This is a genomic window from Vibrio sp. S9_S30 (assembly GCF_014694455.1).
Classification (GTDB): Bacteria; Pseudomonadota; Gammaproteobacteria; order Enterobacterales; family Vibrionaceae; genus Vibrio.
In genome coordinates this window covers 11,968-34,046 of sequence record NZ_JAAUWT010000029.1, presented here as the reverse complement: position 1 = coordinate 34,046, position 22,079 = coordinate 11,968, and the positions used below count along the sequence as shown (strand labels likewise).

The following is a 22,079-nucleotide window of genomic DNA, read 5'->3' as shown; positions in this document are numbered from 1 at the left end:
GAACTTAGTCGGTGGTCTTATCGCTTATTGCTTGAAAGATGACAAACCAAGTTTGAATCTAACAGCCCAAGAGTCTGAACTGTTAGATATACATGGCATCGTGGTCGCTTAACCAGATCTCAGGTTACGCCTATCTATTTGGTTCCGTTTGTCCCGAAAGAGGGATCGGTGAGGCAATCGTTGTCCCTTGGGTGAATAAAGATATGATGATTGAACACTTAAAACAGATATCTGAGAAAACCCAAAGCGGGCGCCATGCCGTGGTAATAATGGATGGTGCAGGATGGCATACCGAAGATATCGTTAGCCAATTTGATAATGTCAGTATCATCAAACTTCCGCCATATTCCCCAGAGTTGAATCCCATAGAGCAAGTTTGGAGTTGGCTACGACAACACTATCTCGCCAACCAACGTTTTGAGAACTATGACGATATTGTTGCCCAAATATGTAGTGCATGGAATAGCTTTTTAGAAAGCCCAAAGAGAGTCACGAGAATGTGTTCTAGAAATTGGATTGACCTGACCAGTTAATTTTCCGGAATGGTATTATTTTCCAAGAGAATTGTAGGTTCGGTGTATGTTTTCACTGGCACCGAGCACGGTTGGGTGTTTACACACAGTAAAACCCTTGTATATATCAGTCTAAATATGTTATCAATTTAACTGTTTAACCTATTGTATTTATTGTGTGTTTAAACTATCTGATGCGGTTATGGCAGGGTGAGTGGTGTGAACCATTGGTGATACTGTGATTGTTTCTTTAATTGCAATTAAAGATTTGTCTCACGCATGAGATGAGATGAAATGGGATGAGCGAAACAAAAAATGCGTGTAAAAACCCCTAAGGTGATTTTGCCAACGAACAATGGTTGGATTGTGTGGGAAAATTTTGCATAATCAAAAACGATTCAAATACGATTTCTACAACATCACTTTGTCAGTGCCAGAGTATTTGCCGCATGCGCAACGCTAATTCAAATGTTTTTGAACATGGACACAGTCAAGAGTTTGGCGAGCAGGCTCAACCGATTGCGGCACAATGGCTGGAAACCGGCCATTGTGAGTGGCCTGAAATGGTGCCCGAAGAGCGTCAGCGCGTGCATCTGCCAGGCACACAATTTAACCTAAAAAGCTATTGGATAGCACCCGATATAGCGCCACAGACACTCGATACCGCGATGGATATCACTATAGAGCCTGCACCGACAGGCGATGATGAGAATCGCATTTCAGTGCGGATATTGATCCCAAGCACAGTGTCTGTCAATTGGCAACAGATACCATACCGTGGCCAAAGATGTCGCGCAATCGACTGGTGGGGATCCATGCGTATGGGGCAGGTGGCAATAATGCCCTCGTGTTAATTGAAGGTCTAGACCGGGAGTCTGAGCCAAGTGTTAAGGGGGAGCCCGAAGGTGAGCAAGTTTGGGCGCTGCCGGTGTCAGCACTGAATAAAGCGTGTTTCACCGCCCAACTCACTGTGTTACGCGAGGTATTACATCAGCGTGCATACCCACTTTCACATCTGGCATTCACATTGCGACATGGTCGAGACAGCCATGACTATCGTTGCATCTTTTTGGCATCATCGAGAGAGCAGCTATTGCAACAGATCGAAGATGTGTTGCAAGCGCGAGCGAAAAAAATTATGTGTAACGATACACTGGGTGCTGAAGCGCAGTCGTTTTGGGCTGGAATAATTTAAGGATAAAATTATTGATGACAATACAAGCACTGTTAGGTTTAGATACTGACTTTTTACCTGTGAAGTCAGATCCCAAACCGGCTGGAGAAATGGCATTCAGCATGATGTTCTTTTCAGACATCCGTAAAGACATTACCAGCTCAGAGAAATACGACTTTATCACCGCGTTGACTCAGTTTGCAGATCAAGCTAAGTTCACCGCGGTTTACTTGCCTGAACGTCACTTTCATGAATTTGGCGCGATTTTCCCTAACTCTGCGGTCATGGCGGCTTATCTTATCCCGCAAACAAAGCATATTCGCTTTCGCACTGCAGGCGTGAGCTTACCACTGCACCACCCCGCAGAGGTGGTGGAATGGTGGGCTATGAATGATATTCTGTCCAATGGGCGTGTTGATCTGGGGTTTGGCTCTGGGTGGAATAAACCTGACTTTATTTATGCCCCACATAACTATGATGACCGTCGAGAGAAAATGACGGAGCAGATCTCAATCGTTAAACGACTGTGGGCTGGAGAAAGTGTTGAGTTTGAGGGACCTGATAACACCTCTTATGCGACCAAAGTCTACCCAAGACCTATTCAAAAGTCGTTGAACGTGTGGATGTTAGTCGCTCAAAATGACAAGGGGTTTGAGCAGGCTGGTGCGAGTGGTCACAACGTATTTACCATGCTTTACGGCGTCGATCTTGCCTCCATGGAGCGAAAGATCAACATTTATAGGGCGGCGAGAAAACGGGCCGGTTTTGACCCTGAGGCGGGGGTGGTCACACTGATGCTTCATACCTTGATTGGAGACTCTATCTCGCAAGTGAAGCGCGCAGTGGAAAGTCCATTCAAAGCATATATTCGTAGTTCAATGGAAGCCCACCTAGCCAGTGACTCGCTGCAGAAAAAGGGCGCTGTTGAATTTGGTGAGCAAGATAAAGACAGTATTTTGGAATATGCTTTTCAGCGATATTTTAAGACCGGTGCGTTGTTCGGCACAGTTGAAGATGGCAAGCGGATCGTCAAACAGGTACAGGACATCGGCGTGAATGAAATTGCGTGTTTAATGGACTTTGGCGTGGATTACGCATCAGTAAAGGACTCTTTACCCCATATTGAGCAGCTCGTAGCAGCATATACAGGAGTGAAATAAGTTTTGGATATAGAAAAACAGCGACTGGCGATCAAGGATTTGATGCGTGAATACGCGACAAAACACACCGCTCCATCCGCCAACAAAGACAGTGCCGAAGAAAGTCATACCGACTCCTCAGAATTAGAACCCATCGCCATTGTGGGGTTAGAAGGGTATTTACCCGGTTGCCAATCAGTGGCTGAGTTTTGGCGGCATTTAGATAAAGATGAGTCTCTGATTGAGGAAATCCCTCAATCGCGTTTTGACTGGCATTTATATGCTGATGAAGTGCAAACCGAGGAAGCTCAGCCAGATAAAATGCGGTGTCGTTGGGGGGGATTTATTCCCGATATCCAAAGCTTTGATCCTCACTTTTTTAAGTTATTACCCGATGATGCAGAGCGTATGGATCCCCAGCAACGTTTGTTATTGATGTCGGTGTATAACACGTTGGAAAATGCAGGTTATCGTCCGCAAGCACTGAAAGGCTCAAATACAGGGGTCTTTGTTGGTTTTGAACGCAATGAATATTTATTGAACTTGATTGAGTCGGGTTATGATACTGGAGAGAGTCTACATCAATCGGACAGTATGATTGCCAATAATATTTCGTACTATTTTGATTTTTCAGGTCCCAGTGAAGTGGTTAACACAATGTGCTCTGGTGCTGCGGTGGCGATACACAGAGCTGTGGTTGCACTGCGCGCGGGGGAGATTGATCAGGCCATAGTCGGGGCGGCTAATCTATTACTGCGACCAGATACCTTCGTTAAGTTGTCGCAATCGCAACAGATGAGTCCAACACCGACAGTGAAATCATTTGGCAGTGATGCTGATGGATATTTACGAGCGGAAGGGGTGGCCAGTATTTTACTTAAACCCTATTCTCGTGCGCGCAAAGATGGGGATGCTATCTATGCCGTGATCAAAAATTCAGCGGTAAATTATAATGGCAATCGATCTGCGTCCATTGCTGCGCCCAATACCAATGCACATGCATCTCTGATCCAAGCATGTTACGCCAAGGCCAACATAGATCCGCGAGAGGTCGACTATATAGAAGCTCAGGGCATGGGTAATCCGGTTGCCGATATTTGCGAGTGGGATGCATTTAACCTTGCACTTAATAACCTAGCGCAGCAACAGGGAGTCGCATTGCGCCCAGCTCAGTGCAAAGTGAGTACTTTAAAACCGATGATCGGCCATATGCACTCAGCGTCTTCATTGGGGGCTTTGTTTAAAGTCATTCATAGTTTGCAAAGCGAAAAAATACACAAGATACTCGGTATTGACCAGATCAGTGCGGATATTGATCCCAAGCACAGTGTCTGTCAATTGGCAACAGATACCATACCGTGGCCAAAGATGTCGCGCAATCGACTGGCGGGGATCCATGCGTATGGGGCAGGTGGTAATAATGCCCACGTGTTAATTGAAGGTCTAGACCGGGAGTCTGAGCCAAGTGTTAAGGGGGAGCCCGAAGGTGAGCAAGTTTGGGCGCTGCCGGTGTCAGCACTGAATAAAGCGTGTTTCACCGCCCAACTCACTGCGCTACGCGAGGTATTACATCAGCGTGCATACCCACTTTCACATCTGGCATTCACATTGCGACATGGCCGAGACAGCCATGACTATCGTTGCATCTTTTTGGCATCATCGAGAGAGCAGCTATTGCAACAGATCGAAGATGTGTTGCAAGCGCGAGCGAATTCAAATGTTTTTGAACATGGACTCAGTCAAGAGCTTGGCAAGCAGGCTCAACCGATTGCGGCACAATGGCTGGAAACCGGCCATTGTGAGTGGCCTGAAATGGTGCCCGAAGAGCGTCAGCGCGTGCATCTGCCAGGCACACAATTTAACCTAAAAAGCTATTGGATAGCACCCGATATAGCGCCACAGACACTCGATACCGCGATGGATATCACTATAGAGCCTGCACCGACAGGCGATGATGAGAATCGCATTGCAAAAATATTGATTGCAATACTTGCTGAACATTTGCGCGTTTCAGAACGGGACATTGACCTTGAGCGGGAATTTAGCGATATGGGGTTTGACTCCTTATTGGTATCTAGGGTGTCAAAAGCATTGAGTGAGAAATTAGCCACCCAGATAGATCCTGCGGTGTTGTTTGAAGCAACAACCCCCGCCAAGTTGATTGACCATTGTAAACGGCATTTTCAGCAGTCAACGAGCGGTTCGGGTGCACGCCGGAAATTCACCGCGAGTAAGCAGTCGTTCACGAGACAACCCATTGCCATCATCGGGCTTGCTGGACAATATCCAGATGCGGACAATGTGTTTGAGTTTTGGCAAAACTTGGCTGCTGGTAAAAGCAGCATTCGAGAGATCCCCAATGAACGCTGGCCCATTGCAGCGTACTTTGACGCACAAGCTGATGGCGAAGGAGACAGTTTTAAAGCGGCGGCAAAGTGGGGCGGGTTTTTAGACGGACTCAATTATTTCGACAATGAGTTTTTCAATTTACCGCCTTTTGAAGCTGCGTATATGAGTCCCAAAGAGCGGCTTTTTATGCAGTGCGCTTGGCATGTCGTTGAAGATGCTGGTTACACCACCAAGGCATTGGAGCGTGATACGGTCGGCGTCTTTGTCGGGATCTCTAAAGCTGGATTTGACAATTATAAGGACTCTTATTTTTCAGCGGCCAATCGGATCTCTTACCGCTTTAATTTTGGCGGCCCGAGTATGCCTGTCGATACCGCGTGTTCGTCGTCTTTGTCTGCCATTCATGAAGCTTGTCTGCATCTCTATGCCGGAGAGTGTGATGTGGCTGTTGCCGGCGGAGTGAATGCCTATACGCACCCCTCCACATTTGCTGAGTTCACTAGGCTTAATGTATTGTCCAAAGATGGTACGTTAAGTGCGTTCGGCGCGCAGGCAAATGGGTTTGTGCCCGGTGAAGGTGTGGGCGCGGTGTTATTAAAACCCTTGGGCAAAGCCATTGCTGATGGTGATCACATTTATGGGGTGATCCGCGGCACGGCAATAAACCATGGTGGTAAGGTCAACGGCTACACAGTACCGAGCCCATTAGCGCAGCAAAACCTTATTCGTACTGCCCTGTCGAGAGCCGGGCTCTGCGCTGCGGATATCAACTATGTTGAAGCGCATGGCACCGGCACTTTACTCGGGGATCCGGTAGAGTTTAAGGGCTTAGATGAGGCCTACAAAGCAGGTACATCGGCACAGCAATTTTGCGCGCTAGGCTCGGTAAAAACCAATATTGGCCACCTTGAAGCGGCTGCGGGCATTGCAGGGCTGACAAAAGTGTTATTGCAAATGCATCATAAACAGCTTGCGCCGACCTTAAACGCCGAGCAACCAAACCCACATATTGATTTTGCAGCCTCTGCGTTCAAATTACAGCACTCGCTGACAGATTGGCAGCTGGATACGGCTTCGAGAAACGCGAAGCGACGCGCTGGGGTGTCGTCGTTTGGCGCTGGCGGCAGCAATGCACATATTGTGGTTGAGGAAGCGCCTACTGCTGCGCAAAGTACAGCGCTTGAGTCATCTTATTTATTTGTCTTGTCTGCAAAAAGCGAGTCGGGATTGGCGCGTTATGTGGACAAGTACATCAACTTTTTGACTGAGCAACCATCCATATCACTGGCCAATATGACCTATACCTTGCAGGTGGGCAGAGAAGCCATGTCATATCGTATGGCGTGTGAAGTTGACTCGTTAGACGCCTTGCTTGAGATGCTCAAAGCCTATAAGCAGGGTATTGAGAGTGCACAGCTGTGGCAAGGCAAAGTAGATAAAAACCGAGGGGTTGAGGCGCTATTTCAGGAGTCTTCTGCACAACAGTTGGTAAGGCATTGGCTCGCAGAGAGAAAGTTTCAATATATCGCTGAGTTGTGGACCCAAGGGGGAGAAATCGATTGGCTTCCTAGCAAGCCCACACAATATCAGCGCGTCAGTTTACCCGGCTATCCTTTTGCACAGATTGACATTCCAAAAGCGCCGATGCTTGTGCCCGTAACGGCCCGAGATGATGGCCCGTTGGCAGCGTCGGCAACAGATAGTGCTGCGGGGATACTGCTGATGACACCGAGTTGGCGGGCACTGGATAAGACGCACAATGAGCCGCTGGACGAAGATATCGAGCAACATATTGTACTGTGTGATTACCCGGTCTTATCGGCACGAGAGGGGATTGTCCACCTGTCCAGTTCGACGGCACACCCTGCTACCAGTTTTACGCAATTTTGTATTCAATTGACGGCGCGATTTGAAGCCATTATACGCGACAAGTGTAGGTCACATAAAATCTTGCAAGTTGTGGTTCCTCTAGATCCGAGCTTACAGTCAACCCTACCCGCGATGTCGGCACTGTTGAAAACGTACTCTTTGGAAAACGACAATGTTACAGGGCAACTCATTGAGTTGCCAGTGAACTTGCCGCAAGAACAGGTATTTAACTTGCTTGATCAGGCGAAACAGCAAGGGCATTGTCACTGGTTCAAAGCTGAGGCATCGCAATTGATGGCATGCGATCTGGATGTGCTTGATACAGTGCCTGTGCCTCATCCGTGGCGCGATCAAGGGGTGTATTTGATCACGGGAGGACTGGGTCAGCTGGGGTATTTGTGTGCGTGCGATATTGCGCAAAAAGTGCAGGCACCTACCTTGATTTTAACGGGTCAGCGGTCTCTGGATGCAGACAGAGATAATCAACTCGCCCGTTTGAAAGAAATGGGCGCGACGGTGCGCTATGAGACTGTGGATCTGACCGCGCTCGATGCAGTGACAACCTTGGTTCAGAATACCGTGCGTGAGCATGGTGGGATCAACGCGGTGTTGCACTGCGCTGGAGTTATTCAAGACGGCCTATTACGCAATAAAGATGCACAAAGCATACGACGAGTCCTCGAGCCAAAAACCTATGGTGCATGGCACTTGGGACAAGCGTGTGAAGAGATAAAGCTGGAGTACTTTGTGCTGTTCTCCTCAGCGGTTTCCATGGTTGGTAATGTTGGGCAGGGAGATTATGCTGCCGCCAATGCCTTTATGGATCTGTATGCGCAGCAGCGACAACAGCGCGTTGAGCAGGGTCTGTGTTTTGGTCAAAGTTGTGCTATCGGCTGGGGGCTGTGGCGTGATGGCGGGATGCAAGTATCTGATGATATTCTCGCAGCACTATACGACATGTCGGGTATGCAGCCTATTGAGCGCGATGCGGGATTGTCCGCGCTTTATCAAGTGATGCGCCAAACGCGTACTCGCACCATAGCAATTGCTGGCGATACGGCAAAACTTGAACATCACTTCTCTCGTTCAATTGGTGCAGCAGCGCCTATCGCACTGCCAAGCAAAGCCACGCAACCGAATAATGACCAAGTGCATCGTGAACTCATGTCGCGATTTACCGCCGCTGCCGCGGTGGTTGTCGGTGTGGCACCGAGTGCAATTGACCTGCATGTTGGGCTGGATGAGCAAGGTTTCGGTATCGTAGAGTTACATGCCATTGTCAATGAGTTAAATCAGCATTGTGATCATGATTTCAGCTTAAATACCGCGAACGCCTATCGTACATTACATGACTTGCTCGAGGAGTACAGCGACTCATTAACGGGCAAAACACGGGTGCAAGGGCACTCTGGTGCCTTATCACCTGCCGATGAGGGTATCTTACTGGCGTCAGTATGTGAACAGTTGACTGCGCTGATCTCACAAGTGACGGGGTATGCAAAGGAGAAGCTTGGGCAGGATACAGGTTTTGATGAGCTGGGAATTGACTCTTTGGTGGTGACCAAGCTGACCAATAAATTGGAATCTGTCTATGGGACACTGCCAAAAACCCTATTTTTTGAATATCACACAATCGCGCAATTGGCTGAATACATGTTGACTGCACACCGCAGTCAACTTGAGGCACATCTCATTCCCCCCACCAGTTCGAGTGATGCCCCTCGCACAACCAGCTCGTCTGAATCGATTGAACCGCAAAGAGAGTCCGTCGCTAGCGCTCGCCCAGAAAAAAGTGGAGATGCACAGGATACGGATATTGCTATCATCGGTATATCAGGACGTTACCCTCAAGCAAATACACTGCAAGCGTTTTGGCAGGTGTTAGCTGGGGGCCAAGACTGCATCACGGAGGTGCCAATCAGCCGCTGGGCTCATAGTCATTATTATGATGCGGAAAAAGGCAAACCTGGCAAAACGTATGCAAAGTGGGGCGGTTTTATCGATGGCGTAGATAAGTTTGATCCGAGCTTCTTTAATATTTCACCTCGCGAAGCAGAAATCATCGAACCACAGGAAAGGCTGTTTTTACAAACGGCCTACGAAGCAATAGAAGACGCAGGCTATAGCAGGGCGTCTTTGGCACAAAACACCGCACTCGATGGGACACCCGGTGCGGTCGGTGTGTATGTTGGGGTGACTTATCAGGAATATCAACTGTATGGTGCGCAGGAAACCATGTTGGGTCGGCCTATGGTATTGTCAATGAGCCCGTCGTCTATTGCCAATCGTGTATCCTACTTTTGTGACTTTCATGGTCCGAGTTTGGCCATTGATACCATGTGTGCGTCATCACTGACCAGCATTCACCTAGCTTGTCAAAGCTTGCTCAGCGGTGAGTGCAAAGCGGCCATTGCGGGCGGCGTCAATGTGTCTATTCACCCTGCAAAATACTTGATGCTGGGATATGGTGGGTTTGCATCGCAAACTGGTCGCTGTAAAACCTTTAGCGCTGAGGCGGACGGATTTGTGCCCAGTGAAGGCGTAGGGGCGGTGCTACTCAAACCGTTGCGTGAAGCACTGCAAGATGGCGACAATATTTACGGCGTGATCAAAGGCAGTGCGGTCAATCATGGCGGCAGAACCTATGGGTACTCTGTTCCTAGCCCCACGGCTCAGCAGACGGTGATCGCTCGGGCATTGGCACAAGCCAAGGTTAGACCTCAGGAGATCAGTTATCTGGAGGCACATGGTACGGGGACTTCGCTGGGAGATCCCATTGAAGTGGCCGCTTTAAATAAAGTGTTCTCAGCCGATAAAAACAAGGACCATCTCTGCGCAATTGGTTCTGTGAAGTCCAATATTGGCCACTGTGAAAGTGCTGCGGGCATCGCGGGTCTGACCAAGGTGCTGTTGCAAATGAAATACCAGCAACTCGTGCCTTCATTACACAGTGAACAGATAAACCCCAAAATTGAGTTTGCGCAGTCCCCATTTGTTGTGCAACAGCAGCTGACGCCATGGCTAATTCGTGATGATGCCCCGCGTATTGCTGGAGTGTCATCGTTTGGTGCTGGGGGCTCAAATGCCCATCTTATTGTCCAAGAGGCCCCTAAACAGGCCACGTTACACGGGAGTCAAAGCGCGCACGTTCAAGTGATCACACTATCTGCCAGAAGTCACGCTCAACTCAAAGAGATGGCCAGTAATCTACTGCACCACTTAAGGCGCGAGCAGCTATCTCAAGATGATGTACAGCGCATTGCATATACCTTGCAAACGGGCCGAGAAACATTTGACTACCGATTGGCATGCATGGTTACCGACTTGGCGGAGATACACACAGGGTTAGAGCGATTCTTAGCCGCTGACAGTGTGCTAGCGGAAACTGAAAGTTGGTTGAGTAGCGTCGTATGCACGGGAGTTGCTGACGAAAACCAAGCGCAGTCTACGCCACTAGACCCAAGCTTTTTAAGTACCATCAAGCGCACCGATGAAGCGCAAAGAGATGTGCGTTGTAAAGAGCTTGTCAGTGCCTGGTTGCGAGGGAGAGAGATTCAGTGGCATGCTTTATATCATCACCAGAGCCCGGTGAAAATCAGCTTGCCGACCTATCCATTTGTGGCAAAACGCTACTGGAAACCAGCCAGTGATGAAGCGTTACGCGCTCAGATGGTGAATGCACTATCGCGCAATACACCTGCTTTACCAGCACCACAAGAGCGCAAATCGGGTAAGATACAATTAGTCGATCCGCAGGTGTTTGCGGTGAAAAAAGTCGCGTTGACAGCGCCTGCTCGGCCGCTTGAAAAGGCGCAAACCCCTGCACCTCAGTTGGATTCGTCAGTAGAGATGGTGACAGTGAATGAAATGCCTAAGGCCCATGCCTGCGAAGGCACAGATACCTTCAGCAAGGATTTTTTACGAGCGAGTTTGGCCAAGGCGCTAATGATGAACGAAGATGAAATATCCGACAATACGCCGTTTTCAAATATTGGCTTAGACTCCATCGTTGGTGTAGAGTGGGTACGTGCCATCAATGCTCAGTATAATTTGGCGTTAGCAGTCGAGCGCGTACATGAATACCCTAGCATCAATCAGTTACATGCGCACTTGCAGCAAAGTGGGGCTTGCGAGGCGTCGGCAGTGCAGCCTGAAATGACGGAAACGGTGCTGTCCACACCTGCGCAAGAAGAAGCGGCAGATGATGAGGCGGTGATCAATACCGTTATCGCCACCTTGGCAAATGCTTTGTTGCTCGATGCGGGGGATATTCGCGCGCAGTCTCGCTTTGTTGATTTGGGCTTAGACTCGATTGTTGGGGTTGAATGGATCCGCGCCATTAATAACCATTTTGGTACGCACATTGAGGCTAATGCGGTATATGAACACCCGACGCCAGCAGCGTTTTCTCAGTATCTGACTTCGCTGTTTGCTGAGCCACAGACATCGACAGATGATGCTGCGCAGCTTGACTCATCGGTGTCATTGCAAGCGCCGAGTGAGTACACCTCGTTAGACTTTTTGCGCACGTCGTTGGCAACGGTTTTGATGATGGCTGAGCAGGAAATCAAAGCGGCGACTCGATTTGCGGATCTAGGGCTGGATTCAATTACCGGGATGGAGTGGATTAAGGTGATCAATCAGACCATGCAGCTCAGTCTGAACGCCGATATAGTCTATGAACACAACACGTTGGAAAGTTTTTCCGGGTATATCCAAAGCCAGTTAGAGAGCAAAGGGATGCAACAAGCGCAGGAAATAATCCGAGCCTTACAAGCTGCACAACGCAGCGATGAGGCGACACAAGGCGCACACTTAGGTGTGGTCGGTCAACATAAAGAACATAAACAGATGGAAGAAGTACTATGAATATCGCAGTCAATGTCGAAAGAAGTCAGGTACAAACAGTGGTGTTAGATTGTATTCGTCAGCTAGTCCCCTCTTTGCAAGATCATACGTTTAAGCAGGGCGATAGCTTAGCCGCTTTGGGTGTGAACTCGATGGAGCGGGTTGAAATTATCGTGGATATTTTGGCGGCATTGTCACTCAGAATACCGATGACTGACACCATGTCGGCGACCAATTTGGATGAACTGATAGATCTCTTGCATGACAGACTCAATCGCCGCTAATATGCGTAATGCGCCTGCGCTGATCACTGGCATGGGTGCCGTGACTGCGATCGGGCAGGACATTGCAGCCATCTCTCAGGCACTGAAAAAAGGCACTTCGGCGTTTTCATATATGACCCGAGAAGGGCGCTGTTTTGACGACCCTTTTATTGGCGCAGAGCTTGCGCCACTGGTGATGCCAAAACAGTTTGATGCACATAACCTGAGTACTTTTTCACTGAGTGCGAAGGCGGCAGTGGTGGCGCTGCAGCAGGCGTGGACTGACGCTAAACTAGATACCGTTGAGCCTGAAAAAATAGGCCTGATTGTCGGTGGCAGCAATGTGCAGCAGCGACACTTAAATAATTTGCGTGACAAGCGTAAAAATACACCGTATTTTATTCAGCCCAGCTATGCATTAAATTTCATGGATTCAGATATCTGTGGGATTTGCACTGAGCTATTTGACATACGCGGCAGTGCTTTTTCGCTCGGTGGTGCCTCCGCCAGTGGACAACTGGCGGTGATTGAAGCGGCAAAAGCGGTGACAAGTGGGGCACTGGATGTATGCGTTGTGGTTGGAGCTTTGATGGATTTATCCTACTGGGAATGTCATGCATTTTCCTCTTTAGGTGCCATGGGGAGCAGTCGATTTGCCAATGCGCCCACTCAGGCTTGTCGACCTTTTGACCAACAACGAGATGGCTTTATTTATGGTGAGGGCTGTGGCGTATTAGTACTTGAACGCCATCAGCACGCGTTGCAAAGAGGGGTTCACCTACGCGGCGCTATACCTGGCTGCGCGGTGGTGATGGATGGTAATCGCAATCCAGATCCCTCTTTGGCTGGGGAAGTCGCAGTGATCCAACAGGCATTGCACTGTTCAGCGCTGACGGCGTCAGACATTGATTATGTCAATCCGCATGGCAGTGGCTCGGTGTTAGGAGATGAGACCGAGTTGCAAGCATTGGCCAAAACAGGACTGCGCGGTGCGCCATTGAACGCGACCAAGTCCCTTTTTGGTCATGCTCTGAGCGCAGCTGGGTGCCTTGAAATCATAGCGACCTTGATCCAGATGGAACAGGGATTTTTACACCCCAGTTTAAATTTAGAAAACCCCATACAAACAGATTTTAATTGGGTGGCGACGACTAGGCATGAAACCAACATCAAGCAAGCGCTGAGTTTGAGTTACGGGTTTGGCGGGATAAACACCGCGGTGTGTATCACTAGATAGACAGGATCTTAAGAGCTAAGCGGTTTATTTAGATAGAAAAAAGGCTTCATTTATGATCTGATAATCGTCGTCAAACAAACCACCTACATCAACCTTGAAGCCGATGACGATTATTTCCTTACAAAAAGAATTTAAGCAATTCTTTAATTCTGACAGCCTTCAAAAAATCGCGAAAAGTACAGGCTTCATGAAAAGGTGTCGGGCTATTTTACCCGAGCAGTTAGTATTAAGCTTAGTGACCGCGTTGCGTAAGGGGAATTGCGCATCTATTGCTGATTTGCTTAGGCAATTCAATCGGATGTGCTTGAGCAGTGAAGATTATGTGGCCTACAAGCCATTTCATAATCAACCACGAAAAGAGGATTTTCCGCAATTCATGCGCCAGTTGGTCATCAGAGCGATAGCACAGTTAGTTCGCCAGCAAAGTACCACCCTACCAGATAAGCTCGCGGCTTTTGATGACGTGCTGCTTCAAGATGGAAGTTCCTTTCATGTTCATCGTGACCTCGCTGACGTTTACCCGAGTCGATTTAAACAAAATCCTGCTGCGGTTGAATGTCATATGACTATGTCTTTAAAAAGCTTTTCTCCAGTTGCAATGAGCATCAGTGCTGATACGGCATCAGAAAGAGATTTTTTACCTGAACCCAAAACGATGAATAACAAATTGCTGTTAGCAGACGCAGGGTATCCTGACTTCCAGTTCTTTGCCGAGCTTGAGCAGTATGGTGGCTTCTATATTTTTCGCGGAGCCAAATCTCTGAACCCTCATGTGATTGAAGCGAGAAATGGTCAAGGTCGGCGTTTACCTAAACTAGAAGGGAAGAAGCTTAAAGACATCACTCGAGGCACTAATCGCTCGCAGGTGCTAGACCTGAAAGTTCGCCGTGGTAAGCAGAAATTTAGAGTTGTAAGACGTTGGTTTACAGAAGAAAAACGATTCTGCATTTGGTTAACTAACTTGCCTTCGGACACTTATACCGCTGATGACATCATGGCAATCTACCGCTGCCGATGGCAGGTGGAGTTGCTTTTTAAAGAGTTAAAATCTCACACAAACTGGCAACGATTTGTCACAGCTCAAAAGGCAATCGTTGATGGACTTATCTGGGTCAGTTTACTCGCGCTGATCATTAGGCGCAGCACAGCACTTCAGATAATGCCATCGATCTCACTGTTTAAAGCGGCAAAAAATGTGGATGTGTGGCTGTTACCAATATTTGAGTGTATCAGCCACAAAGCATGGTCGGAAATCGTCAATAAGCTGGAATGGGCTGCCAGTTATATATTAAAGAACGCCCAAAAATCCGCCCAAAGGAAATCTAGGGAAAACATTACGTTAGATGGGATTTATGCGGGGCTTAATGCTTAAGGTTCAGTCTATGTGTATCACTAAACCTTGACAATACGTGAGTAGGAGTAAGTAATGGAATGCAGTGAAGTAGGGATTGAAGCGATGAATGTATATGCGGGCACAGCGTGTTTGGATGTACGTAAACTGATCGATCACCGCGAACTTGATATCGCACGCTTTAACAATCTATTGATGTCAGAAAAAACCGTGGCACTGGCCAGTGAAGATCCGGTCACGTTCGCCGTCAATGCTGCCAAGCCCATTTTGGATGCATTGAGTGAGGAAGAAAAAAACAGCATCGAAATGCTGATCACCTGTACTGAGTCAGGCATTGATTTTGGTAAATCCATTAGCACCTATGTTCATGATCACCTTGGCTTGAATAAAAATTGCCGGGTGTTTGAGGTAAAACAAGCGTGCTACTCAGGTACGGTTGGTTTACATAATGCAGCGAATTTCATTTTGTCTAACACCTCACCTGGTGCTAAAGCTTTAGTGATTGCGGTGGATCTCTGTCGATTCATGGTTTTAGGAGAAGAGGACGTCAATGAAAAAGATTGGGCGTTTTCAGAGCCTTCGGGTGGCGCTGGCGCAGTGGCAATGCTGATCAGCAATAAACCGGAAATTTTTAGGTTGGATGTTGGAGCCAGCGGCTATTACTCTTATGAGGTCATGGATACCTGCCGACCTCAGCCAGACAGTGAAGCGGGCAATGCAGATATCTCTTTGATGTCTTATTTAGATTGTTGTGAACAAACTTTTTTGCAGTACCAGCAACGTGTTGACGGGGCGAACTACGCACATACATTTGACTATTTGGCATTTCATACTCCATTTGGCGGCATGGTTAAAGGTGCGCACCGCTCGTTGATGAGAAAATTTGCGCAGCAACCACCGGCGCAAATCGAAGCCGATTATAACCAGCGGGTGACGCCCGGACTGACCTATTGTCAGCGCATTGGTAACATTATGGGCGGGGCGTTGTACGTGTCTTTGGCGGGGGTGATAGAAGCGGGGGATTTCAGCACGCCCAGACGGATAGGGTGTTTTGCCTATGGTTCAGGATGCTGCTCTGAATTTTACAGTGGTATTGTCACCGAGCAGGGGCAAGCACGCTTAAAGTCACTGGATATCGCATCGCATTTGGATAGTCGCTATCAGCTCTCCATCGAAGAGTATGAAAGATCTTTACGACAAAACAAAGATGTGCGCTTTGGTACCCAAGATGTGGTGGTTGAATGCCCAATCACCGATAAGATCCAACAACAACAGCAGTTGAGTCCACGTTTGTATTTGAAGCGGATCAATAATTTTCATCGAGAATATGAATTCCAATAAAGATGTGTGAGTGTCAATCGTGACGTATGAGATGATCAAGGTTAGTCATAATGCGGGGATATGTACGCTCCAATTTAACCGACCTAACCATAAGAATACTTTGAATAAGCAAATGATTGAAGAGTGCCAGCGGGTGATCGACGACTGCGAGTCGCGCAGCAACATATTGGTTATCAAAGGACTGCCGGACGTGTTTTGTTTCGGCGCTGACTTTTCTTGGATGGACAAGCAAGAGTACACAGACAACCAGCAGGGCAGTGAACACGACCCAAGTATACTGTACACGCTGTGGAAGCGAATTGCGCTGGGACCATTTATTTCCATTGCCGTGGTTGAAGGTCGGGTCAATGCCGGCGGGATGGGATTTGTTGCAGCATGTGACATTGTATTGTCAGGTAGCCGCGCACAATATAGTTTGTCAGAACTCATCTTTGGGATTTTGCCCGCCTGTGTCATGCCATTTTTGATCAAAAAAGTTGGCTGGCAAAAAGCCAACTATATGACCTTGATGACCTCCCCTTTTAACGCCCACGATGTTGCCAATTGGGGACTGGCGGACGCCGTGTCCGATGACTTAGATGAGTTGCTAAGACGACATTTACTGCGTCTAAGACGCTTACCTCGTGATGGCATAATACGGCACAAACACTATATGAATACATTGAACCCACAATTACTTGAACACGAGCCGATCGCGGTACAGGAAAATCGAGCAACGTTTTCTTTGCCTTCTGTGGTAACCAATATTGGACGTTATGTGGACAGCGGCAAGCTGCCATGGGAAAGTTAAAACAATGACAAAAATAATCATCAACTCGGTTGTTTCCATCATCGAGCAGAATAACGGTGTTGTCCAGATCACCATGGAAGACCGTGACAATAAAAATATGTTTAGCCGTGATATTTTGTCAGGGTTGATGCAAGCGTATAAAAAAATAGAGGAAAATCGAACTTGCAAAGCGGTCATTATCACCGGCTTCGACAGCTATTTTTGTAGTGGTGGCACTCAGGATAGCCTGCTGTCGTTAAATGACACACAGGGCAACTTTAGCGACGTCAATATTTATAGCTTGCCATTAGAGTGTCGGGTGCCAGTGATATCAGCCATTCAGGGGCACGCCATTGGCGGCGGATTTGTGATGGGGTTATTCTCCGACATCGTGTTGCTCAGCAAAGAGAGCTATTACACCCTCAACTTTATGAAATATGGGTTTACCCCTGGGATGGGGTCGACCTTGATAGTGCCCACCAAGCTGGGCGTGGATCTGGGCAGTGAGATGTTATTAAGTGCCAATCAATATCGCGGTGATGAATTACAACAACGCGGGGTGGGGCTGCAAGTACTGCCGCGAAAAAGCGTGCTAAGTCGAGCTTACGAACTGGCTGACTTAATCGCCCAAAAGCCGCTGCGCTCAGTCTCTCTATTGAAAAAACACCTATGTCAGCAGGTGCGCGACAAGCTGCCAACATTTATTGAGCAAGAGCTAGCTATGCATGCTCAGACTATGCATCAACCTGAGGTGACGGACAATATCAAGCGGCTATTCGGCCAGCCAAGCTCCGCACCAGCTCGCGCATCCAATGCAATGGATAGCGCCCCGAGTGAGACCATAGCGCACAGCGAGCGCACTGAGAGTGCAGCACATCGTGACACCACAGCAGCATCGGTGTCTGAGCAAGATATCGCGATCGTCAGTGTCGCGGGGCGTTTTCCAGAGGCTGAAAACGTTGCTAAATTTTGGCAAAACCTGCAACAAGGCATGGATTGTGTTATTGATATTCCCGAGGAGCGAGCGGCGTTATTTGGCTCTGAAAGTGCTGCGTTGGCATGTCGTTGGGGTGGGTTTATTCACGGAGTTGATAAGTTCGATCCACTATTTTTTAAGATCTCCCCGCGCGAAGCACAGTTGATGGACCCACAAGAGCGTTTGCTCTTAGAAGAGGTTTGGAACCTACTGGAAAGTCGCGGCTACACCAAACAAAAATTGGCACAACAATACGAGCACAAGGTGGCGGTCTACACCGCATCTATGTATCAGCAGTATCATGCTTTTGACACCGAGCAAGATAAAAAAGCGATGGTGGCCATGTCATCGCTCTCTAGTATGGCCAACCGTATTTCTCACTTTTTTGACCTGCATGGACCAAGCATGGCGGTGGACACCATGTGCTCGGGGGCTGCCAGTGCAATTTATCTTGCCTGTCAAAACCTACTCAGTGGGGCTTGCCGGCTAGCCATTGTGGGGGCCACTAATTTATCTATTCACGGCTACAAATACCAGGCGTTAAGTCAGTCTCAATTGCTGGCTGAGCAAAGTACTGTGCGAGGGTTTGGTGAGTCAGGTGGGTTTATTCCCGCCGAGACGGTCGGTGCGGTGTTATTGAAGCCTTTGCGCGATGCGATACAAGATAATGATGAAGTACTGGCCGTGATCAAAGGCGTGCATACCGACCATAAAGGCACTACGGATGGATTTAATGTCTCTGATCCCGATGCTCTAACACGCTTAATGGCCGGGTGCCTGCAAACGGCCAAAGTGACGCCACAGCAGATACACTATGTTGAAACTTCAGTTGCGGGCGCGACGGTGTCAGACAGCGCTGAAATTCAAGCGATGAAGCAGGTGTTTTGTGACGCCCTAGGTAATAGAAAACTGCCCATAGGCACCGTTAAATCGAGTATCGGCCATGCTGAAGCTGCATCAGGGCTGACGCAGCTAATCAAAGTCGCCATGCAGTTGAAGCACGGGGTATTGACCCCTTCGATCTTGCATACGCCACTCAATCCCAAACTCGATTTAGACAATGCTCCATTTACTATCCAAGACAAGTTTGCCCCGTGGACGACAGCAGCTGAGCAGCCCAGAAGTGCGATGATCAATACCTTGGGTGCAGGTGGTTCGGGTTGTTGTATGGTGCTAGAGGAGTGTCTAACTGCAAAGTCAGCAACCAAAGTAGAAGGTGTACGCCGTGATCGAGTAATGGTGTTTTCAGCGCAAAATGAGACACGTCTCAAGGAGTTGGTGACACGTCATATGGTGCATTTCAGCACGGAGCAAGACATTCATCTCGACGATTTAGCGTATACGCTGATAGAAGGCAGAGAGGCCATGCCGACTCGGTTGAGTTGTGTGGTTAACACCATTGAACAGTTGCGTGAATACCTCGCAGCGTGGCTAGATGGTAAGGCACAGGCGCAGGTCTTTTTTCATGATATTGAACACACGTCGCGCCATGCATCCATAGAGCTAGACGTTGAGAACGATACTGAATTGTTAAAACAGGCCAAGTTATGGGTGCAAGGAGGACAGCTGAGTTGGGCGTCTCTTTATGGTGAGCAGCATAGTGTCCTGCCTCAGATCATTGCATTGCCGACTTATCCGTTTGCGCGTCGTCATTGTTGGCTACCCAAAGCGGCGCAAAAACCATCACTGAACAGTGCACAGCAGATAGATACACCGGCTCAACCAGCATTGTCTGCCACTGATATTGCGCAGGCCAGTGATGCCAATTTGGTGCAGCCATCACATCAAACAGAAGTGGCTGAGTTAGTGGTAGAGACGGTTGGACAAATCTTAGGTCTTAGCCGTGATGAGCTACAGCTGACAACGTCACTCAAAGCCTTAGGTGTCACGTCAGTGACCAAAATGTTGATAGTGTCAGCGCTTTGCGATGGTATTGAACAACTCGACGAAGCTCAAGTGGGCAGTGAGTTACTTCAAGCCGACAGTGTGTCTGATCTGATTACTGTGATTGAACGCGTGCAACCAGCACCGGCTCAGATGGTAGGAGCTAAGCAAATGCCAAGTGACCTTCCGGACTATATCTCTCAGGCCACGAGCAGTGGTTACCGCTTTGAATACGAGAACAGCGCCACACAGTTGTTAGACGAGATTGATGAACACAGTGTGGTGGTGATCGGTGCAGGTCCGGCAGGGATCATGGCAGCGTTGAGCGCCGTGCTCAATGGGGTGGAACGGGTTTACTTGTTTGATAAACGCAAGGCCGTTGACCGGATGCAAATGGTCACCATATATCAAAACGCACTGCCTTATTTACAACGCTTTGGTGTACTGACGCAGCTTATCGAGCGCGGCACGCCGATAGCACAGCACAACTTCTTTTATACCCGCAGTGACAATGAGTCTACGCGTTATTATCAAAAAGAGATAGATGAGGCACAGTTAGCGACGACCCAACTCACTGCGGCTGGTACCCCCCATAAGAGTGCCTATGATGAGTTTGTGGGCGAGTCTGTATTGGCTATCTCTTTGGCTGATCTGCAAGATGTACTGCTGATTGCTGCACGTGAACAGGGCGTGCGTATTTACTTTAATGTGGAAGCAAAAGTGGTGCCGACAAAGCTTGAGCAAGCCAGCGTAACATTGAATAATTTACAGTTGGGGTCAACTTCCACTGTCACACCAGAATTGGTGATCTTAGCCGATGGCGAGTGCAGTTCAAATGCGCAGGCTATGGGGATATGTTACGACATTGAAACGTCCAATAAGGGAGAGGAGTGTTGGTATATCTATCACTGCCGTGCCGTTGGAGATAGATCAACACTTAACTACAAATTCTCTTTTGATGCTGAACAACAGTTATCAGGTTGTGCATTTGGGCTCTTTTATCCAAATCGTGATGAACTAGGTGTAGCGGTGTACAGTGCTAATGGTGAACTGCCAAGCGCAGAGCAGCTTGCACAGCGCGCGCAATTCTTCAGTGACTCACAGCAAAACTCGGTAGGAGAGGTGTTGTGGATCAGCAAACCCATAGATGTGCAATATTCACGGGCGAGTACCTTTATCAGTAAAAACATCATGCTTACCGGAGATGCGTCGGGAACGGGTTCACCTGTAGCGGGTATGGGAGCTGTACTGGCCATATCCGCCTATGCCAGTGCGACGGATGAGTACTTTAAGCTCAGAGGGCGCGACAAGCTGGCAGCTGAGCAGGCGTATAATGAGTGCCTGAGTTCATTTGTGGATGCATGGCAAGATCGCAGTTGCGATATTTGGTCAAAGGTAGATAACTTGCCGAGCTCACATCAATCGATCGCGCAATCTGCGCAGCAAAATTTGGAACTGGAAACACCTCTATGAAAGTACAAGCACATGACGGATTAATGCTGGACGTTAACCTCAATCAGTTTGATAACACCAAGCCTACAGTGGTCTTCATCAATGCGCTGGGTGTCGACAGCTGTATTACACAGGCGTTGTCTGATGCCATGGTGGCGCGCGGTCATAATTTTGTGACCTGGCGACGTCGGGGGTTTCCTGGTGTATACGATGAGCGTTTTCGCGAGTATTCCGTACAGGATCAAGTTCAAGACTTAACCAGTATTGTGACCGAGTTAGCCTTGCCCTCGTTCACCTTGGTTGCGTGGTGTACGGGGATCCAAATTGCTTTGGTTGCTGCGGCACAAGAGTCATGTTTAATCGAAAAAATGGTGCTATTCAATGCGCCAAATTTCTTTAATCAAGGCACGCCGGGGCTCACGGGCGATACCATAGGTCAGGTTTGCCGCATGTTGATCCACGATGAGAAGAAGCTTGATTTTCTCCATCAAAACATCGTGGCGTATAACACAAAAAGCATGCAAAAAAAATTGGCGCGTATTGATAATAAGCACTACCAACAGATGATCCAAGCACCGTTCAATAGCGGTAAAGAGGCGTTTCTACGGTTTGCCCACCTGGTCAATACCACCCACGAATTTAAGATCAGTCGCACCTTAACTGAACAGATCAGCAGCCCAACCTTCATTGTCGGTGGAGGTAACGATGATATGGTCGCCTGGCAAGAGTCCGTGGCGCTTGCCGAAATTATTCCGGATGCCGAATATAAAATTTTTGCTAATTGGGGGCATTACAATCTGTTTACCGACACCGCAGAGGTCTGCGAAGACTTAATTTTAAACGGCCATTAAACACGCGAAGTACGCACAGAAAAGCATTTAATCGTCACCACGGTGCTTGGTAAAAGCTTGGGTT

The 22,079-nt window shown here is 48.3% G+C and carries 11 protein-coding genes and 2 pseudogenes; all 13 read left to right on the top strand.

Annotated elements, in window-relative coordinates; translation table 11 throughout:
- A pseudogene (locus tag HC752_RS25505) lies at positions 1-112 on the top strand (IS982 family transposase); the annotation flags it as partial.
- A gap of 16 nt (positions 113-128) precedes the next feature.
- A pseudogene (locus tag HC752_RS22245) lies at positions 129-533 on the top strand (IS630 family transposase); the annotation flags it as partial.
- 428 nt (positions 534-961) lie between these two features.
- Complete coding sequence (locus HC752_RS22240; protein ID WP_190337395.1) at positions 962-1,366, top strand: hypothetical protein; 405 nt, start codon at positions 962-964, stop codon at positions 1,364-1,366.
- Positions 1,360-1,707, top strand: coding sequence for a KS-MAT linker domain-containing protein (locus tag HC752_RS22235; RefSeq protein ID WP_190337394.1), 348 nt, complete (start codon positions 1,360-1,362; stop codon positions 1,705-1,707). The genes HC752_RS22240 and HC752_RS22235 overlap by 7 nt, the downstream gene beginning before the upstream one ends.
- Before the next feature lie 14 nt (positions 1,708-1,721).
- On the top strand, positions 1,722-2,846 hold the full coding sequence (locus tag HC752_RS22230; RefSeq protein WP_190337399.1) for a MupA/Atu3671 family FMN-dependent luciferase-like monooxygenase: 1,125 nt from the start codon (positions 1,722-1,724) through the stop codon (positions 2,844-2,846).
- Positions 2,847-2,849: 3 nt separating this feature from the next.
- On the top strand, positions 2,850-11,912 hold the full coding sequence (locus HC752_RS22225) for an SDR family NAD(P)-dependent oxidoreductase (protein WP_190337393.1): 9,063 nt from the start codon (positions 2,850-2,852) through the stop codon (positions 11,910-11,912).
- On the top strand, positions 11,909-12,175 hold the full coding sequence (locus tag HC752_RS22220; RefSeq protein ID WP_023402314.1) for a phosphopantetheine-binding protein: 267 nt from the start codon (positions 11,909-11,911) through the stop codon (positions 12,173-12,175). Before HC752_RS22225 ends, HC752_RS22220 begins: the two co-directional genes overlap by 4 nt.
- On the top strand, positions 12,153-13,391 hold the full coding sequence (locus HC752_RS22215) for a beta-ketoacyl synthase N-terminal-like domain-containing protein (RefSeq protein WP_238930599.1): 1,239 nt from the start codon (positions 12,153-12,155) through the stop codon (positions 13,389-13,391). The genes HC752_RS22220 and HC752_RS22215 overlap by 23 nt, the downstream gene beginning before the upstream one ends.
- 103 nt (positions 13,392-13,494) lie before the next feature.
- On the top strand, positions 13,495-14,763 hold the full coding sequence (locus HC752_RS22210; protein ID WP_190337392.1) for an IS4 family transposase: 1,269 nt from the start codon (positions 13,495-13,497) through the stop codon (positions 14,761-14,763).
- A 54-nt stretch (positions 14,764-14,817) separates the two neighbouring features.
- The gene (locus HC752_RS22205) at positions 14,818-16,083 is read left to right on the top strand and encodes a hydroxymethylglutaryl-CoA synthase family protein (protein ID WP_190337391.1); all 1,266 of its coding nucleotides are present in this window, start codon (positions 14,818-14,820) and stop codon (positions 16,081-16,083) included.
- Positions 16,084-16,093: 10 nt separating this feature from the next.
- On the top strand, positions 16,094-16,873 hold the full coding sequence (locus HC752_RS22200; protein WP_202987909.1) for an enoyl-CoA hydratase/isomerase: 780 nt from the start codon (positions 16,094-16,096) through the stop codon (positions 16,871-16,873).
- A gap of 4 nt (positions 16,874-16,877) precedes the next feature.
- On the top strand, positions 16,878-21,185 hold the full coding sequence (locus HC752_RS22195; protein ID WP_190337390.1) for a polyketide synthase: 4,308 nt from the start codon (positions 16,878-16,880) through the stop codon (positions 21,183-21,185).
- Positions 21,182-22,015, top strand: a complete 834-nt coding sequence (locus HC752_RS22190; protein ID WP_190337389.1) for an alpha/beta fold hydrolase — start codon at positions 21,182-21,184, stop codon at positions 22,013-22,015. Before HC752_RS22195 ends, HC752_RS22190 begins: the two co-directional genes overlap by 4 nt.
- The last annotated feature ends 64 nt before the right edge of the window (positions 22,016-22,079 follow it).

Bases quoted from the DNA above. Each gene is read 5' to 3' on its own strand.
- HC752_RS22195 (WP_190337390.1), top strand. From the start codon at position 16,878: ATGACAAAAATAATCATCAACTCGGTTGTTTCCATCATCGAGCAGAAT.
- HC752_RS22220 (WP_023402314.1), top strand. From the start codon at position 11,909: ATGAATATCGCAGTCAATGTCGAAAGAAGTCAGGTACAAACAGTGGTG.
- HC752_RS22230 (WP_190337399.1), top strand. From the start codon at position 1,722: ATGACAATACAAGCACTGTTAGGTTTAGATACTGACTTTTTACCTGTG.
- HC752_RS22240 (WP_190337395.1), top strand. From the start codon at position 962: ATGCGCAACGCTAATTCAAATGTTTTTGAACATGGACACAGTCAAGAG.
- HC752_RS22205 (WP_190337391.1), top strand. From the start codon at position 14,818: ATGGAATGCAGTGAAGTAGGGATTGAAGCGATGAATGTATATGCGGGC.
- HC752_RS22190 (WP_190337389.1), top strand. From the start codon at position 21,182: ATGAAAGTACAAGCACATGACGGATTAATGCTGGACGTTAACCTCAAT.
- HC752_RS22215 (WP_238930599.1), top strand. From the start codon at position 12,153: ATGACAGACTCAATCGCCGCTAATATGCGTAATGCGCCTGCGCTGATC.
- HC752_RS22210 (WP_190337392.1), top strand. From the start codon at position 13,495: ATGACGATTATTTCCTTACAAAAAGAATTTAAGCAATTCTTTAATTCT.